We start from the raw sequence: 18,041 nt of genomic DNA, 5'->3' as shown, positions 1-18,041 counted from the left end.
ACGCGCCGTCCTCGCCGACGCGGCGGCTTCCCAGAATGCTGGTGGTTGCGCACAACCACCCCGACTTCCATCCGGGCGGTACCGAGTTCGTCGCCCACGGCCTGTTCCGCCACTGGCGCGATGCGGCCGGGCGCGACGCCCATTTCGTCGCGTCGGCGTCGCCCGAGCAGCGCCTGTCCAACCCCGGGACCGTGCTGCAGGCCCTGCCCGGCCGACGCGCGGAGTATCTGGTAAGGGTCGGGCAGTACGACTGGTTCCACCACCTGCAGCGCGACAAGATCGCGGTGTACAGCGAACTCGGCGAACTGCTGCGGACGATCCGGCCCGACGTCGTGCATCTCCATCACTTCCTGGGCTTCGGCAGCGAGATCCTGCCCTTCGTGCGGCGCTGCCTGCCGGACGCCGTGGTCGTGCTGACGGTCCACGACTTCTACTTCGCCTGCCATCACGACGGCATCATGGTGAAGTTCGACAGCACCCGCCTGTGCCACCGCTCCGGCGCCGACGCCTGCCATGGCTGCTTCCCGCAGATCCCGGCCGGGTCGTTCAAGCTGCGGGAGCTCAACATCAAGCACCACCTCGCAGCGCTCGACCATCTGGTCGCCCCGAGCACGCTGATGCGCGACCGCCTGATCGACTGGGGAATCGCGCCCGACCGGGTATCGGTGATCCGAAACGGCCGCGATCTCGACCCGCGGGTGCCGGCGCGCAGGCTGCGGAACGGCGAACGCCGGACCCGGTTCGCCATCCTCGGCAACGTCAGCCCGGCCAAGGGACAGAAGGTCGCCCTGCAGGCGGTGCGCCTGCTGCTGGCCGATGGATTCCGGGACGTCGAGCTGGCGATCCATGGCGCGCCGCACTTCCAGACCGACGACTTCAAGGCCGACATCAACGGCCTGATCGCGTCATGCGACGGCCATGCCCGCCTGCTCGGCGGCTACGACCAGGGCGATCTGCCGGACCGGCTCGCCGGCGCCGACTGGACGGTTATGCCGTCCATGTGGTGGGAGAACGCACCGCTCGTGCTCGACGAGGCTTTCCATCACGGGCGTCCGCCGATCTGCAGCGCCGTCGGCGGCATGGCAGAGCGCGTGCGCGACGGAGTCGACGGCCTGCATTTCACCGTCGGCGATCCGCGTGCCCTGGCCGATCGCATGAGAGAGGCTGTCGAGGACGCGTCGCTCTGGGAGAACCTCCGCGGCCAGGCGCCCGACACCCGCGACGCCGCCGCCTGCGCCGCCGAGTACGAGAGCCTCTTCGACTCGCTTGCGAGCGCGCGCCGACCGGTCATGGCGATGGCCTCCGCTCCTTCCGCTCCTTCCTCCGGTCCGTCCGCCGGCGGCGCCAGTTCCGCCAGCGCTCGCGGATCTCGCCGAGCAGGCCGAACACGTCGAGCGTCGACTCCACCAGTCCCATGATCATGTCGATAAGGGCTCCCACGCGCCCTCCCTGCAGCTAGGCGTCTCCGTCGGCAATCAGTCGATCGATCAGCGGGTCCTGGCCGCCGGTCCGGTCACCGTCGGGCCCGGGCCTGATCGACGCGGGCTCCGTCAGCGCTGTCGCCAGGCCGTGTCCATCGTCGTCGAACCATCGTCCCCCGTCCACCCAGGCGGCATGGCCCGGATGCCGGCGCACCGCCGCCGGCCGATGCAGGCCGGCCGCCTGGCGCAGCCGGACGGCGTGCGCCGGGTGACGGTCGAGCGCGACGACCGCCCGGGCCCGCCCGATCGCCGCGACCTCGCTCAGCGGGTCCAGGTCCCGCAGCAGCAGCACGCGGCCGTGCATCCCGGCCCGGGCGATCGCGCCGGACAGCGCCGGCAACCATGCTTGGTCGTCGACCCCCAGGACGACCAGCACCGGCGCGGCCGGCCCCAGGGAGCGAAAGGCCCGTACCAGCCCGGCGTGATCCCCGGCGGGGCCCACCGGCGTGAGACAGAGCAGATATTCTGGTGGCAGTCCTGCCGGCAGCCGGAGCGATCGCAGCCGGTCCGCCGGCGGCAGCGCCACCCGGGACGGCAGGGGCAGTATCCGGGCCGGCGCAACCCCGAGACTCGACCGCAACACATCGGCCTGCCATTCCACGGCCACGCGCCAGATCACCCGCTCGGCCTCGGCCAGTGCGTGCAGCCGGTCGGCCAGCACCGCATCCCGGTCGGACGGCCCCTCGTCGGCATCAACCAGTCGACCGAGGTCGCCGGCCTCGACCAGGATCGGCCCGGCGGCCATCGGCGCCGGGTTGGCCTCGCCGAACGCCCGGTACGTGATCGCCGCAGGGTTGGTCGGCGCTTCGGGACCGACATGGGTCCCCGGCCCCACGGCCAAACGGGCGGCGAAGGCCGCTTCGCCATCCGCGACGACCCGCAAGCCGGTTGGCCCAGCCGCAGCCGCCAGCGACGCCAGTTCGGTCAGGGCGCGGGTCCGGCGGGACCGCCCCGCGGCCCGGAAGCCGCGAAGGTCGACGCAGATCGTCACGGAGCCTCCAGCCGACCGTCACCGGCGCCGTAGCGTTGCGCGTCGTACTCGAACGGGGCCCCGGTCAGAATCCCGTCGCAGATCGCGTCGAGGCCCGGGTCGCAGCCGGGCCGCAGCGCGTCGAGACCGTCGATCGTCAGCCGCAACGGCGGATCCTCACCAGTCGGCTCGAAGGCCGCCAGCGGGATCATCCGGCGCAGGAACACATGGTAGGCGTAGCGTCGTGCCCGCTCGATCCGGGCCGCCGGAGGAGCGTCGGCCGGCAGCCGGTCCAGCAGCTTCAGGTAGCCGGCGCGGCTCTCCGGGTCGCGCGACACTCCCTTGCCCCTGGTCCAGGCGTCGCCCGCGGTCACCACATCCAGCCCGGCCGCGGCGAACTCGATCGCCGCCTTGGTTCCGAACACCAGGACGGTCCGGCAGACCGCCGCCAGCGCATAGCTGCTGACCGGATCGTCGGGCGGGACCAGGATGACGTTCTGCGGCATGCGCCCGACCCGGTCGCGCAGCGCGTCGATCAGGCGCTGGCGCGACCGGACGGATCCGCGGATCTCGGCGGGATGGACCCGGATCGCGAGCTGGATGTCCGGACGCCCGGAGGCCCATTCGACGGTATCCGCCAGCCACTCGACCTGATCGGCGTAGGCATTGCCTCGGAAATGCAGCCGCGCGTCCCACAACACGTTGGAGAAGGCGCCGATCAGCGGTCGCGACGGATCCAGGCCGCTGCGCACGGCGAAGGCGTCGATGTCGTCGTCGGGTGCGTCGTGGAACCAGATCCAGTCGCGGGAACCGTCCATCCGGCTGCGCAGATAGCTCGCGAGCGCCGCACGGTCGTCGTCGGCCAGGATGAGCGTATTCCAGGCGTCCGGTGGCTCGTCCAGCATGGTGTGGTGGTAAGTGTCGCCGTGGCTGAAGAAGAAGCAGCCGCGCCGGTACCCCGGATTCCAGGTGGCGAGCGGCGTGCCGGCCCGGGCCAGCACCGCCCGCACCACGCCCTGCGGCACGTAGATCCCGTGGTGAAACACCGCACGCTCGACCCGGCGCCCGGCCAGCAACCGGGTGGTCGCCCGCTCCGCCAGCCGGCTGGCCGCCAGGTAGCGCCGCAGCACCGCCTCGCCGAGCGGCTCGACCGACAGGTCGCCGACCGCGAAGAACCGCAGCGCACCGGCCATCGCATGCTCGCCGAGCGGCAGCCCGCCGGGAGCGTAAGCGGCAATGTCGCCCAGCGGCACGCCGGCGGCCTCCGCCGCGGCCGCCGCCCTGTCGTCCAGCGAGAGCAGGTCGGACAGCCGATGAACCGGCAGCTCCAGGCCGTCGAGGATGCGCGTACCGACCGCATGGCAGGCACCGCACAGCGCCCGGTCGAGTTCGCCGGCCGCCAGTCGCCCGGCCGGCACCGTGGAACCGTGCACCGCCAGCTGACAGGCTCCGAGCGCGCCGTCGCACAGCACGAACTCAACCGCCGCCCCGCGGAGCGTCAACGCCACCGCCAGCAGGCTCTCGACCATGCCGGCGTGGGCGAGACCGCCGACCATGGTCGGGATCAGCACCCGCGGCCCGCCCGCCGAGGCGGCGCGGGCAGCGCTCCAGCCAGCGTGATCGACGGCCAGAAGCCGTTTCCAGTCGGTCAGAAGTTCGCGCCGCTCGGGCGCAAACGGCCCGGACTCCCCGAGACCGAGCGCCCCAGTCCGGTCCGGAATGTCGTCGCGCATGCGGCAGCCGTGTCGTTTCTCCCGCGCCCAGACGGCGCGGAGACTGTTCACGGTACCGATTCACCATCAGACTTGGTAGACGTATGGCGGATCAGGGCGCGACATTCACCTGAGCATGGGGAGACGGGGATGCTACGAGCCTTAGAGATCGGTGGACGCCGGGTCGATGACGACAGCGACTGCTTCGTCATAGCCGAGATCGGACACAATCATCAGGGCCGCCTGGATCAGGCTCTCGAACTGGTCGACGCGGCCGCGGCCTGCGGCGCTTCAGCGGTCAAGCTGCAGAAGCGCGACAACCGCGCGCTGTTCACGGCGGAAATGTACGACTCGATCTACAACAGCGAAAACGCGTTCGCCGACACCTACGGCGCCCATCGCGACTTGCTCGAATTCGGGCGCGATGAGTACGTCGCAATGCGCGAACGCGCCGAGAAGCACGGCCTGCTGTTCTTCTCGACGGCCTTCGACAAGCCCAGCGCCGACTTCCTGCACGACCTGGACATGCCGGCCTACAAGATCGCGTCCGGCGACCTCACCAACATTCCGCTGATCACCTACATCGCCGGCTTCGGCAAGCCGATGATCATGTCGACCGGCGGCGGGACCATGGACGATGTCCGCCGCGCCTACCACGCGGTCCGACCGATCAACCCGAACTTCGCGATCCTGCAGTGCACGTCCGGTTATCCGCCGAACTTCGAGGAGCTCAACCTCAACGTCATCAAGACGTTCCGCGAGGAGTTCCCGGATGTCCAGATCGGCCTGTCGTCGCATGACAGCGGCATCGCCATGGCCCTGGTCGGCTACGTGCTCGGCGCGCGGATCATCGAGAAGCACTTCACGCTCAACCGCGCCATGAAGGGCACCGACCACGCCTTCTCGCTGGAGCGCCAGGGGCTGTCGAAGCTGGTTCGCGACCTGAAGCGGGCCCGGATCTCCATGGGCGACGGGGTCAAGCGCACCTACGACAGCGAGAAGGCTCCGCTCAAGAAGATGGCGAAGAGCCTGGTGGCGTCCCGCGACCTGCCGGCCGGGCATGTCCTGACGACCGAGGACGTCATCGCGAAGAGCCCCGGCGGGCACCTGCCTCCCTACCGTCTCGAGGATCTGCTCGGGGTACGCCTGCCCGCCGCCATGCGACGGGACGAGCCGTTCCGCGAGGAGCAGATTCCCGCCAACGACATCGCCGCGGCGGCCGGCGGCAGCGCAGAATGACCGAATCCGGGGGGCACGGCGGCGGCGGGCTGCACGCGCCCTTCGACATGTTCGGTCTGAGCGGCCGTGTCGCGGTCGTCACCGGGGGGCTCGGCCAGCTCGGGCGGCAGTACTGCCGGACCCTGGCCGGCGCCGGGGCGCGGGTCGCCGCCCTCGACCTCGCCGCCGACGAGGATGCCGTCTCCCGCGCCTTTCCCGACCTCGCCGGGACGCCGGCCTGTCCGCTCGGAATCACGGCAGACGTGACCGACAAGGCCTCGCTGGAAGCGGCGCTCGCGCGTGTCTGCGAGGTCGCCGGCACGCCGGACGTGCTGATCAACAACGCAGCCCTGGACTCGCCGCCGAACGCGCCGCTCGAGGAGAACGGCCCGTTCGAGACCTATCCGGTGGAGTCCTGGCAGCGGGTGTTCGAGGTCAACGCCCAGGGGGTCTTCCTGTGCTGCCAGGTGTTCGGCGGCGCCATGGCCGCGGCCGGACGCGGATCGATCGTCAATGTCGCGTCGATCTACGGGCTGGTCGCGCCCGACCAGTCGCTCTACCAGTACCGGCGCGACCGCGGCGAGGAATTCTACAAGCCGGTCGCCTACTCCGCCTCCAAGTCGGCGCTCTACAACCTCACCCGCTACCTCGCCGGCTACTGGGGGCGGAAGGGCGTGCGGGTCAACACCGTCACGCTCGCCGGGGTCTTCAACAACCAGGATCCGGCGTTCCTGGCCAGCTACGAGCCCCGCGTGCCGCTCGGCCGGATGGCCGATGAGTCCGACTACAACGGCGTGATCCTGTTCCTGGCTTCCGACGCCTCACGTTATGTCACCGGGTCGAACCTGACCGCCGACGGCGGCTGGACCGCCTGGTGACGTGCAGGCGGTAATTTACCCAGTGTTCCGCCGCCACTATCGTTGCGGTCCGGCAATTCATCCACGGCCCAGGCGATGACAGACGCCCCTACCTGCGTGGCCTTCATCCCGGCCCGCTCCGGCTCCAAGCGGGTAACGGACAAGAACATCCGGCAACTCGGCGGACATCCGTTGCTGGCCTACTCGATCCGCTCGGCGGTCGACAGCGGCGTGTTCGACGCGGTGGTGGTCGCCACCGACTCCGGGCTGTACGCGGAGATCGCCCGGCACTACGGGGCCGAGGTGCCGTTCCTGCGGCCGGCCGGCATCTCCGGCGACACCTCGCCCGACATCGCCTGGGTGGTCTACGCCCTCGATACGCTGCGGGCCGACGGCCGCGTGTTCGACGCCTTCAGCATCCTGCGGCCGACCAGCCCGTTCCGGAAGGCCGGCACGATCCGCCGGGCCTGGGCCGAGTTCCGGGCCGAGCCGGGCGTCGACTCCCTGAGGGCGGTCGAGAAGTGCGGCCAGCATCCGGCCAAGATGTGGATCGTGCGTGGCCGTCGCATGCACCCGCTGCTGCCGATGGCACCGGCCGAGATGCCCTGGCACTCCAGCCAGTACGCAGCCCTGCCGGTGGTGCATGTCCAGAATGCCAGCCTGGAGATCGCCTGGAGCCGGGTCGCGACCGAGGGTGGAACCATCGCCGGTGAGGTTCTGATGCCGTTCCTGACCGAAGGCGACGAAGGTCTCGACGTGAACACCGAGGAAGACTGGTGGTACGTCAACCATCTGCTGGAGCGGGGCCAGGCCACCCTGCCGCCGATCGACCTGCCGCCGTTCCAGGCCGCGCCGCGGCCGGACTGACCGCCATCTCGAAGGGGACCGTGACGTGGGCGACTTGATCACACAGACCGTCGAGGGACGGCTCTTCCGGGCCGATACCGCCCTGTTCGACCGCGTCGGGCGCAGCAACGGCAGCCCCGAGGCCAAGGCCGCGGCCATCGCCGACCTGGCCCGGTTCAATGCGCTGTACATGATCGCCCGGGCCGGCTCCGGGCATATCGGCTCGACCTTCTCGAGCCTCGATATCGTGGCCTGGCTGCATCTCGAGGCGATGGCCGGCGACGGACTGCCGGACGGCGACCTGTACTTCTCCTCCAAGGGTCACGACTCGCCGGGGCTGTATGCGGTGATGATCGGCCTCGGGCGGCTGCCGGAAGCCAGCCTCGATCTGCTGCGGCGGCTGGACGGGCTGCCCGGGCACCCGGACATCGACACGCCGGGCATCGTCACCAACACCGGGTCGCTCGGCATGGGCATCTCGAAGGCCAAGGGGATCGCCCTGGCCGACCGGATCCTCGGCCGCGACCGCCGGGTCTACGTGCTGACCGGGGACGGCGAGCTGCAGGAGGGCCAGATCTGGGAGTCGCTGCCGTCGGCGGTGAACCAGGGACTGGACCGGGTCACGGTGATCGTCGACCACAACAAGCTGCAGTCCGACAGCCTCGTCGCCCGCACCAGCGACCTCGGCGACCTGCCGGCGAAGTTCGCCGCGTTCGGCTGGCACGTCCAACGCGTCGACGGGCACGACATGGCGGCGATCGGCGCCGCGCTGGCGAACGCCCGGGCCGAGACCGCCCGGCCGTCGGTGATCGTGGCCGACACCGTGAAGGGCAAGGGCGTGTCCTTCATGGAGCACACCGCCATGGCCGACGACCAGCTGTACTACCCCTACCACAGCGGCGCGCCGTCGGCCGACGACTACCGGCGGGCCGCCGACGAGATCTGGGACCGGGTGCTGTCGCGGCTCGGCGAGCTCGGGATCACCGACGCCAGCCCGGTATCGATCGACACCGGCGCATCCGCGCCCGCCGCGGCGGCGGCCGGCCCCCGCGAACGCATGATCGACAGCTACTCGTCCACGCTGCTGGCCTGCGCCGAACGTGACCGCCGGGTCGTGGCACTGGACGCCGACCTGATCCTCGACACCGGGCTGATCCCGTTCCGCGACCGCTTCCCCGAGCGCTTCGTCGAGTGCGGGATCGCCGAGCAGGACATGGTCTCGCAGGCCTGCGGGCTGGCGATCGCCGGCATGCTGCCGGTTGCCAACTCCTTCGCCTGCTTCCTGACGCCGCGCGCCAACGAGCAGATCTACAACGCCGCCACCGAGCGCCGGAAGATCGTCTACATGGGCTCGCTCGCCGGGCTGATCCCGGCCGGTCCCGGACACAGCCACCAGGGCACCCGGGACATCGCGGTGATGGGCTCGATGCCGCATATGACGGTGGTCGAGCCGGGCTTCGCCGCCGAGTGCGAGGCCCTGACCCGATGGTGCCTCGAGGACAATCCGGCCGGGGCCTATATCCGGCTGTGCCCGCTGCCGGTCGAGCGCGGGTTCGACATTCCCGCCGGCTATTCGCTGCGGCCGGGCCAGGGAACCACCCTGCGCGAGGGTAGCGACACCGTGCTGTTCGCCTACGGTCCGATCTTCCTGGCCGAGGCCCTGAAGGCCGCCGCCCTGTGCGCCGAGGCCGGCGGCCCCTCGGTCCGGGTCGTCGACCTGCCCTGGCTGAACAGCGTAGACCCGGACTGGCTCGCCGAGGCCGTCGCCGGGCACGACGACGTCTTCGTGCTCGACAACCATTTCCCGCTCGGCGGCCTCGGCGGCCATCTCGGGCTGCTGCTCGGCGCCCTGCCCGCGCCGCCCCGCCTGCACCACTTCGCCGTCGAAGGGGTGCCGGCCTGCGGGCGCAACGACGAGGTCCTGGCCCGTCACCGGCTCGATGCCGGCAGCCTCGCCGCGCGGATCCGGGCCGGGCTCGGCTGACTGCCCGAGGCCTCGTCATGACCGGGCGGCCCGCCCTCGATTTCCGCCTGGATGCCGACCGGTTCGACGCCCACTGGTACCGCAGCGCCTATCCGGACCTGGCGCCGGGGGACGCCGCCGCGGCGCTGGCTCATTTCGTCGACATCGGCAGCCGGGAGGGCCGGCAGCCGAACGCCGACTTCGCCGCCGAATGGTATCTGGCGACCCACCCGAAGGCGGCGGCCGCGGTCTCGGAAGGCCGGCTGGACGGCGCCTACCACGACTACCTGCGGCGCCTGCGGGACCGGCTGCCGCGCCGGCCGTTCCCGGCCAAGGTGACGCTCGGTGTCGACCTGACCGGTGCCGATCCGCATCTCGAAGACCTGGCGCTGCAGTTGGCGGCGAACGCACCGGGCTGGCAGTTCTGGCTGCTGGCGCCACCCGGCAGGCTGCCGATCGGGGCGGCCGGCGCCAATGTCTCGATCGAGGCCGACGCCGACCGGCTGCCGCCGATCGACCTTTGGCTCGACCTTGGACAGCCGGTCGACACGCCGGCGGCAGGGGTCCGGAAATCCCTGCCGGCGCTGATGGGTCAGATCGGCCTGGCCCCGACCGACCGTTCGCCGGCAGCGCTCATGCAGACCCTTGAGGCGCTGCGTCGGATGCTGCTCGAGGATTGCCCGCTGGTGCCCGCGGACCGTCGAAGCAGCGGCCCCATCCACCTGGATTCCGAACGGGTCCCGGGCCTCCGCCTCGTCGTCCGCCGGCTCGCCCCGTCGCCGCGTGGCGGCGGTGTCGTCCTGCGGGGCGAGCACGGCATCGTCGCGGAGCTGCCGCCTCCGACCGTCGGCTCCCTGACGTCTCGACTCGCGATCGACGCCCCGGGTGACCTCTGGCTCACGGTGTCGGAGGGACTTGCCGTCGAACTGGCGCCGGCCGATCCGCCGGCATCGGGACTCGACCTGATCGTCGCCGGCGGGGCCGGCCGGACGCCGACTGCCTGGCAGCGCACCGTCGAGGCGGTGGCAGCCTTGGCCGGCACCGGCCGCATGATCGCCGTCGCCCCGCCGCGCGGCCTCGCCCTGCCGGCCGGAGCCGAGAGCGCCGGCAGCCTGGCCGAAGCGCTCGGCCGCGGCCCGGCGCCGACGATGCTGGTGCCCGCGGGGGTCCGCCCGTTCCCGCAGGCCGTGGCCCAGGCGCTCGCCTGCCTCGACGAGCGCCGGGTCTCCTATGCGGCGGCGTCGGCGATTCGGCATCCGGATGGCCACCTCGCGCCCTGGCCCGACGATCCTGCGGCCGATCCGGGCCTGTACGCCCGCTGGCGCCGGGCCCGGGTCGCGGTGCTGACCGCCGACGAGCGCCGGCATGCGGCCGGGCTGCTGTCGGAAGGCGGTCGATGGAAGCTCCCGGCGGCCGGCGAAGCGGCGGCCCTGGCGGCGATCGACGTCGGCGTCTGGCCGCTTCGCGCGTCCCGGCAGCCAGCCCTGGCCCCCGGCTGGATGCGGCACGACGCTCGCCCCGACGGCGGTGTCCTCGGTGGCCTGCGGTTGCACGGCGAGCCGCTGTCGGCGGGCGGCCTGCTGCTGCTGACCGGCCGGGCCGACGGGATGCTCGCCGCCGCCTGCCCGCTGGTCGCGCGATCGGCGGGCGACGCCCGGACGATCGATCGCTTCGAGCTGCCGGCGACCGGGGAGTTCGTCTGGCCGATCGAGCTGCCGTCTGGCACCGGAAGCATCGAGATCGCGCCCGACGGTCCCTGGCGGACGGCCCAGGACGGCCCGGACGCCCGGCCTCTGCTGTTCCGCCTGTCGAGTATCCGCTATCGGCCGTCCGGATCGAGCAGGCCGAGGGAGGCCAGCCGCTCGCGGTAGCGCGCACCGGCGGCCAGGGGCGAGAACGCCTGCTCGGCATGCCGGCGGCCGGCCTCGGCGATCAGGCGGGTGTTGTCGGCGTCCTCGTAGACCTGGCGCAACCGGGCCGCTGCATGGTCGATGTCCGGGTCGGCCCAGTGCTGCTTCTCGCCACCCGGATACTGGCCCGGGCGGACCGCGACCAGCCGGTAGTCGACCGGGAAGCCGGTGGCCTCGGTCACGAAGTCGGCAGTGCCCGAATACCCGGTGGCGATCACCGGCCGCCCCGCCAGCATGGCCTCCGCCAGGCCGCGCCCGAAGCCCTCGGCGCGGTGCAGCGACAGATAGGCGTCGGTGCTGGCCATCAGCCCGATGGTCTCGGACCGCGACAGGGTACGGTCGAGCAGCACGATGCGCGGGTCCTCGGCGGCCGCCCGGCGCAACCGTCGCCAGGCGACGCTGCCATGCTCGGCCCGCATGGTCTTGACCACCAGACCGACCGGCTCGCGCGGCGACGGAAACGCGCGACGGAAGGCCTCGACGCACGCCCAGGGGTTCTTGCGGTGCGGATAGGACAGGAAATCGAAGCTGAAATGGAACAGGAAGGCATTCTCCGGCAGTCCGAAGTCGCTGCGGTGCCAACGGCCGTGATCGGCCGGCAGCTCGACTGCCGGCGGCATGATCACGACCGGCACCGGCGCCCTCCCGGCGAAGGCGTCATGGGTGAATCGACTGATCGTCCATATCTCGTCGACCAGATCGTAGGCGCCGTCCCAGCGTCCCGGCCAGACCGGCAGTTCCCACGGCCAGTGCCCGATGACGTAGCGCCCGCGCAGTTCGGCGAAGCCGCGGGTCGCGACGACCCGGACGGTCTCCACGCCGGTCATTGCGAACACCACGGCCCGGTGGCACGGCCGTTCCGCCAGGATGCCGTCGAGCCGCCGGTCGTCCTGGCGGACCGACGGGTCCGGCCGGACGTCGATGGCGGCGTGCGGCACCCCGGTGGTCGCGAGCGCGCGGGCCAGCATCCGCACGTCCTCGCCGATGCCGAGTTCACCGCGGGTGTAGCCGAACAGGTCGACGCCGGTCGCGAAGTCGTCGTTCCCCTGCCGGACGCCCGCCTGCTCGACCGAATCGCCGGAACCGGGCGGCGGAATGCGGTGCGTTCGCCACCACTCGATCAGTCCCGCCGCCCCCGACGGCTCGGCCAGGTCGAAACGCTCCCGCAGCGCGGGGTCGGTGCTCCAGCTCTCGCCCATCAGGTTCGACACCCCGGAGCCCGGCGCGCCCGGCCAAGCGCCGTGCAGCCAGTCCCTCTGCTCCGGTGTCAGCAGCCAGGTCAGGTCGTGCTCGCGAACGCCGACCGTGAGGTACCAGCGGACGTATCGGCAGCGCATGTCCGCCAGCTGCAGGCCGAACGCCGCCTGCAGATCCGGACGCACCCGCCACAGGTACCCCATCACCCGGGTGATCGGCGGGGTGTCCGGGTCGTCGGACGGCAGCATCGGCCGGTTGAGATCGTCCCGGGTCGCAGGACCGACGAGATCGTCGAAGCCGAGCTCGCGGGCGCCGTGCAGGACGAACCACCACACGAAGGCCTCGGTCGCCTCCGGCAAGGGGAAGGCGGCACGCGCATCATCGCGGGCGCGCCAGGCAAGCCGCATCAGGCCCGTGACCGGCGTCGGGTCGACGGTCGCGCACGACGGGTCGGGCTCGTTCAGTCCCGGGAACACCCCGACCCGCGCCAGGTCGACGATTCCGCGATAGTCGTTCCTGCCTTCGGTCAGGCACCACGTCACGTAGCCCGCGCGCCCCTCGGGATCGTCGAGATCGAAGCGCTCGGCGAGGTCGGGGCGCTGCTCGTGGATGGCGACCAGCAGACGGGGAATCGCGATCGGGAAATCGGCGGACGCCGGCCGCGCCGCAACGCCGGCAAGCCGGAGCTTGTCCGTGACCCGCGCCCGCGTCATGCCAGCCGTTCGATCTCGGGCATCATGCTGGCGGGAACACCCCAGCGGACCTCCGCATCCGCCATCAGCTCCGCGATCACAGTCCCCCACTGGCGGTGCTGCCGCCAGCGGTTGACCATGGTGGCGACGCTCTTGCCGTGGGCCTCGTGCCGGTCGATGGACTGCCGCTCAACGTGGTAGAGCACGGCCGCCGGCTCGTACCAGCATGTCAGGCCGGCGGCCCTCACGCGCAGCGAGAAATCGGAATCCTCAAAGTCGCCGATCACGAAGTTCTCGTCGAATCCGCCCAGACGGTCGTACAGCGTGCGCCGCACCGCCAGGCACGCCCCGGTCAGGGCCGGGACCTCGCGCGCCAGGTTGGCTGCCGGATAGCTGCGGGGAAAGCCCTTGGCGATGTGCCGGTTGAACCAGCAGCCGTCGGGCGAACGGTCGAAATACAGCCCGGCGAACTGCAGGGAGTCGTCGAAGTACAGCAGCTGCCCGCCGGCCGCGCCGACCCCCGGGCGATCCAGGGCGGCCAGCAGCGGTCCGAGCCAGCCCGGCTCGTCGGGGATCACGTCGGAGTTCAGGAGCACCAGGTCGCGGCCGCGCGCGATCCGGGCGCCGGTGTTGACCGCCGCGGCGAAACCCAGGTTGGCGGCATGGACGACCATGGTGGCAGGGCGGCCGTAGATCAGGTGCTCGCCACGCAGACGTCCTTCCAGGAACTCCACCTGCTCCGGCGAGTCGAGGACATAGATGACTTCGACGTCGTCCATTTCAGGATCGCGGGCGAAGGCAGCCTCCTGGAACCCGATGAAGTTCAGGCTCCGGTACAGCGGCACGATCAGCGAGGCCCGGGGTTCGGCGATCGCCCTGCCGATCCGGACCTGCGCCCGGACCCGGGCGGCTGCGGGATAGCGGGCCATATGGGCGGCGTGCAGCCGCTCCACCGCCGGCGCGACGGCATGGATGATCGCGCCGTCGATCTCGGCCGACGCAGCCAGGCTGATCAGGATCGCGTCGCGGGCCCGCCGGGGATCGGGGTCGCAGGACGGCACCGTGACCTCGAAGCGCGCACCGCTGTGCAGCACCACCTCGATGCCCCACGGACCGCTCACCCCGCCCTGGGCGTAGGCGACGTAGCCGGCCCGCTCGGGCACCGGCAGGCCGGCGTTGCGCCAGCGATCCGACGCCTCGGCGCTGACGACCGGCCACAGCTCCGGCAGGGCGATCCTGGTTCCCATGGCATCGACGGCGTCCAGCCGATCCACCCGGCCGGTCGGATCGAACAGCCAGCCACGCACGAACACGCCGCCGTCCGGTAACGGCACCACCGCATCGATGCCGTAGCCGAACAGCTTCACCGGCTGGCCGTCGGCCCCGCGGGCAGTACCGCCGAAGAATACGCGGCAGTCCTCGATCAGCGCGCACGCCCTCGGCGCCTGCGCTGAAGACGCCCATCGCTCGAGGGCTTGGACGAATCGCATCGCGCCCTCGGGCTTCATGCCTTCGAGATAGCGGAACAGGGCATCGGCCGGGCGCGGACGGACAGAGTCGAGCCGGAGCTGCCAGATCGCCGAGCCGGAGAATCCGACGAGACGGTCGGCGACCGGGGCGGCACCGCCGATCGCCGCCAGGATCCAGTGCCGGCCGGCATTCGGGCCGTCGATCGGACCGGCCTCGCGTCTCACGCCGTCCGCCGCAATCCGGAAGGCCCCGCCCAGCGCCCCCACGTCACGCGCCGCGCAACGCACCAGGATCCGGTCGTCGCCGAGCGCGATTGCCGCGGCCGCGGTCGCCGGCACGACCCCGGCCGCATCCAGCAGGCCGGCGCAGGCCCTGGCCAGCGCGGGTCCGTTGCGCCGCAGATGCGCCGGGACGGTCTCCAGCATATTCCGGAGCAACACCGCCCGCGACTCCGGCAGCAGTCTCGGTACCAGGTCCGGAAGCGCCGCCTCGGCCGTCAGCGCCACCCGGTGCACCCTGCCGTCCGGCTGCGTCGCCGTCAGGGCACCGGAACCGCCGGGGTGTCGCAACAGCACGGCGACGCCGTTTCCGGGTGCCTCGACCCGCCCGGCGCCGAACAGCACGTAGGGCGGGGCAAGCGGCCGGTCATCGACGGTGAGCGTGAGTTGCGACGTCCTGGTCGCCACCGGGAGATCGGCGAACCAGGCAAGGACCACGTCGTCCGCGACCGCGAATAGCATTCTCGCCCCCCGTCGGAACGCCTTCCTAGCCGGGACCGTCGGTCCAGCGTCCGCGCGGCGAGGATATCAAAGGTCCCGCAACGCAAGAACCCCAGCCGACGCCGGCTGGGGTTCGGGATTCCGGTCTGCTCAGGGGATCAGATGATCTGCACCCAGGAACTGATGTTGGCCTTCAGGTTCGCCTCGGTGATACCGGTCAGCGTGATGGTCTGGCTGCCCAGCGTGATCACCGCGTTGCCGCTGCTGTCGCTGGAGATCAGGGTCAGCAGATCACTGGAGGATGCGATGCTCAGGCCGTTGATGTTCGACGCGATCTGGATCGAGTCGGTGCCGCCCACGAAGTCGGCCACCACGTCGTTGCCGCCGTTGCTGGTGAACACGAAGGCGTCGCCGCCGAGGTTCCCGTGCAGCGTGTCGTCGCCGAGGTTGCCGTACAGAACGTCCTCGTCCTGGCCGCCGTACAGCACGTCGTTGCCCTGGCCGCCGTAGAGGGTGTCGTTCTGCTGGTTGCCGTAGACGACGTCATTGCCGGTGTTGCCGTAGGCCACGTCGGAGTCGCGGTTTCCGTATTCGACGTCGTTGTCCGCGCCGCCGGTGATGGTGTCGTTGCCCATCCCGCCGTAGAACGTGTCGGCGCCGGCATCCGACCCGATGGCGTCGTTCCCGACGTTGCCATACAGGATGTCGGTGCCCTCGCCGCCGAACAGAACATCGTTGCCGTCGCCGCCGCGGACCTGGTCGTCGCCGCCGCCGCCGGTGATGCTGTCGCCACCGGCACCGCCGAGCACGCTGTCACCGCCCGCGCTGCCCTGGATCGAGGCATTGCCGCTACCCGTCACGATCACCGTCTTGCCCGTCGATCCCGACAGCACGACGTTGGCGGTCGTTCCGCTCGACACGGAGAAGGTCGCCGACGGGACGGTGTCCGCGATCGTGTTCGTCCCTGTCGTCGATACGGTGACCTGAGTAAGGCTCGTCTCGGAAATCCCGAGAGAATCCAGGAAGCTGGAAATCGACGCGCCCTGACTGGCGTCGACGTTCGTGTTGGTAGAAGTATCGAAAATTCCGCCTGCGACTGTCGCCACGACCCCGCCCTCCTGATCATCCAGCGCCACGAACTCTCGTGACGCCATCCCGGCCCAGCGGACCGAGCACTCATCCCCGTGCGTACAAATTCCGAGCTTCTATGGAGTATCAGTAGCCAAGTACCTCGGTACGCTCTTCCATACTATACGCACCAGACGGGCTTTGAGAACAATCGAAAATATTTTAGTTAACAGCCAGAGTTCGGAAGACGTTTCCGCCTCGGCGTCAGGGGCCATCACCAGAGTTCGCAGGCGCTCCCCGGTTCCATGCGGTTGCGGACCGGAATGCCGGCCGGGCACACAGCCTTCACGTTCTCGTGATACCGACGCTGTCGTGACAACGCGAGGCAAGCCGACAGCGCGCGCCGCGTTCCCCGGCCGCCCGCCCCACGCGGGGCCATACGCCCAATCGTCAGTCCCGGAACTCCGCCCCCGCCCGGACCGCCCGCCAGAACCCGTCCGGGGTATCCAGCATCGACCGGAAGCCGGTGCGATCGAGCATCAGCTCGGTCTCGCGCTGGGCCGCGTCCAGCACGGCGTCTGCGTCCACCCGAGTCGGCCGGCGATCCGCCAGCATCACCTCGCCATCGACGATCACGGTGTGCACGTCGTTGCCGTTGGCGAAATAGACGACCCGGAACACCGGCATGTTCGCCGGGTACAGGTGCGGCCGACGCAGGTCGACCAGGATCAGGTCGGCCTTCTTGCCGGGTTCCAGCGACCCGATCTCCGACTCCATGCCCAGCGCCCGGGCGGCGTCGATGGTGACCATCTCCAGCGCCTTGCCCGGCGGCAGCCAGCTCGGGTCGCGATGGAAGGTCCGGTGGTAGTGCATGCCCTGCTGCATGTGCCGGAACAGGTCGGCCGACCGGTCCGGCGCGGTGGCGTCGGAGCCGAAGCAGACCGTGACGCCCTTCTCCAGCAGTTCGGTCACCGGGCAGCGCGCCATGATCGCCGCGACCGCGCTCGGGTTGCTCACGATCCGGGTATCGGTCGCGGCACAGAGCTCGATCTCCTCCTCGGTCAGGCCGGTGGCGTGCGACAGCAGCGCGTCCGGGCCGAGCAGGCCGAGATCGTGGGCGATCCGAACGCTGCCGGTGCTGTGGCCGTCCTGGGTGAACAACAGGCCGCGCTCGCGCGACAGCGCCCGCACCGACCGGGCCTGGTCGCGGGCCGCCGCCAGGTCGCCCGGTTCCAGTCCGCTCACATGCTCGTCGCGCAGGGTCGGGGTGATCAGCGCGATCCGCAACCGGTCGCCATGGCTGCCGTGCCAGCGGTCGATCAGCGCCCGGCAGGTCGCCATCTGGTCGTCGAAGCCGACCAGCCGCTCGGTCCCGCGTTCGGGATCGGCATAGCGCCGCGGATGCGGCGGCCGGGTCGGGCCGACCGCGACCACCGAGCGGGTCCCGACCGCCGCCACCCCGGCGCAGTGAGCGTCGCCATAGGCCGGGTCGTCGGTGCGCAGGATGGTGTCGCCGCCGCCCAGCAGCGAGACCCCGGTGGTGACCCCGAAGGTCAGCCGCTCCAGCGCCGCCAGCTCGGCCTCGGCCCGCCAGAACGCCTCGGTCGACGCCACCGTGTAGACGGTCTCGCAGGCCTCGTACCACAGCGCGCCCCGGCCGCCGCCCATGGTCTTGATCAGCCCGTGCCCGGCATGGGCGTGGCCGTCGACCAGCCCGGGCAGCACCGCCTTGCCGCGGGCGTCGATCACCCGAGGTGCGGGATGCGCCGCCGTCACCTCGGCGGCCGGTCCGACCGCGACGATGCGGTCGCCGGCGATCGCCACCGCGCCGTCCTCGATCACCCTGCGTTCGGGGTCGACGGTGACGACGACTCCGTTGACGACGAGGATGTCGGCCATTGGTGCTTCTCCGGTCTGCCAGGCTGTTCCGCGGTGCAA

Annotated in this window: 12 protein-coding genes; 6 read left to right on the top strand and 6 right to left on the bottom strand. The window is 71.1% G+C overall.

The window, feature by feature from the left end; translation table 11 throughout:
- The first annotated feature begins 35 nt into the window (after window positions 1-35).
- Window positions 36-1,418: a glycosyltransferase family 4 protein gene (locus RIC31_RS03835; RefSeq protein ID WP_350103253.1), complete on the top strand. Its 1,383-nt coding sequence runs from the start codon at window positions 36-38 to the stop codon at window positions 1,416-1,418.
- 37 nt (window positions 1,419-1,455) lie between these two features.
- On the opposite strand, the gene RIC31_RS03830 is transcribed toward RIC31_RS03835, so the two are convergent.
- The gene (locus tag RIC31_RS03830; protein WP_350103252.1) at window positions 1,456-2,472 is read right to left on the bottom strand and encodes a hypothetical protein; all 1,017 of its coding nucleotides are present in this window, start codon (window positions 2,470-2,472) and stop codon (window positions 1,456-1,458) included.
- A complete protein-coding gene (locus RIC31_RS03825) occupies window positions 2,469-4,184 on the bottom strand; it encodes a capsule biosynthesis protein (protein ID WP_350103251.1) in 1,716 nt (571 codons plus the stop codon). Before RIC31_RS03825 ends, RIC31_RS03830 begins: the two co-directional genes overlap by 4 nt.
- Before the next feature lie 129 nt (window positions 4,185-4,313).
- Between RIC31_RS03825 and RIC31_RS03820 the strand changes: the two genes are divergently transcribed.
- The 5 genes from RIC31_RS03820 to RIC31_RS03800 all read left to right on the top strand — a co-directional run bounded on the left by RIC31_RS03820 (window position 4,314) and on the right by RIC31_RS03800 (window position 10,918).
- Window positions 4,314-5,402, top strand: coding sequence for an N-acetylneuraminate synthase family protein (locus RIC31_RS03820; protein ID WP_350103250.1), 1,089 nt, complete (start codon window positions 4,314-4,316; stop codon window positions 5,400-5,402).
- Complete coding sequence (locus RIC31_RS03815; RefSeq protein WP_350103249.1) at window positions 5,399-6,259, top strand: SDR family oxidoreductase; 861 nt, start codon at window positions 5,399-5,401, stop codon at window positions 6,257-6,259. Before RIC31_RS03820 ends, RIC31_RS03815 begins: the two co-directional genes overlap by 4 nt.
- 75 nt (window positions 6,260-6,334) lie before the next feature.
- Window positions 6,335-7,105, top strand: a complete 771-nt coding sequence (locus RIC31_RS03810; RefSeq protein ID WP_350103248.1) for an acylneuraminate cytidylyltransferase family protein — start codon at window positions 6,335-6,337, stop codon at window positions 7,103-7,105.
- A 25-nt stretch (window positions 7,106-7,130) separates the two neighbouring features.
- Window positions 7,131-9,068 (top strand): thiamine pyrophosphate-binding protein, encoded by a 1,938-nt coding sequence (locus RIC31_RS03805; protein WP_350103247.1) that lies wholly within the window; start codon window positions 7,131-7,133, stop codon window positions 9,066-9,068.
- A gap of 17 nt (window positions 9,069-9,085) precedes the next feature.
- Window positions 9,086-10,918 (top strand): hypothetical protein, encoded by a 1,833-nt coding sequence (locus RIC31_RS03800; RefSeq protein ID WP_350103246.1) that lies wholly within the window; start codon window positions 9,086-9,088, stop codon window positions 10,916-10,918.
- Here the strand turns inward: RIC31_RS03800 and RIC31_RS03795 are convergent.
- The 4 genes from RIC31_RS03795 to RIC31_RS03780 form a co-directional block, all read right to left on the bottom strand.
- Window positions 10,867-12,867, bottom strand: a complete 2,001-nt coding sequence (locus tag RIC31_RS03795) for a glycosyltransferase (protein ID WP_350103245.1) — start codon at window positions 12,865-12,867, stop codon at window positions 10,867-10,869. The genes RIC31_RS03800 and RIC31_RS03795 overlap by 52 nt on opposite strands.
- On the bottom strand, window positions 12,864-15,056 hold the full coding sequence (locus RIC31_RS03790; RefSeq protein ID WP_350103244.1) for a glycosyltransferase family 2 protein: 2,193 nt from the start codon (window positions 15,054-15,056) through the stop codon (window positions 12,864-12,866). The genes RIC31_RS03795 and RIC31_RS03790 overlap by 4 nt, the downstream gene beginning before the upstream one ends.
- A gap of 137 nt (window positions 15,057-15,193) precedes the next feature.
- Complete coding sequence (locus RIC31_RS03785) at window positions 15,194-15,955, bottom strand: calcium-binding protein (protein WP_350103243.1); 762 nt, start codon at window positions 15,953-15,955, stop codon at window positions 15,194-15,196.
- A 598-nt stretch (window positions 15,956-16,553) separates the two neighbouring features.
- Entirely contained in the window at window positions 16,554-18,002 is a 1,449-nt protein-coding gene (locus tag RIC31_RS03780) for an amidohydrolase family protein (protein ID WP_350103242.1), read from the bottom strand.
- Window positions 18,003-18,041: the final 39 nt, after the last annotated feature.

Source organism: Thalassobaculum sp. (assembly GCF_040219615.1).
Classification (GTDB): domain Bacteria; phylum Pseudomonadota; class Alphaproteobacteria; order Thalassobaculales; family Thalassobaculaceae; genus Thalassobaculum_A.
The sequence above is the reverse complement of the archived record's forward strand: the minus strand, read 5'-3'. Positions and strand labels throughout refer to the sequence as shown.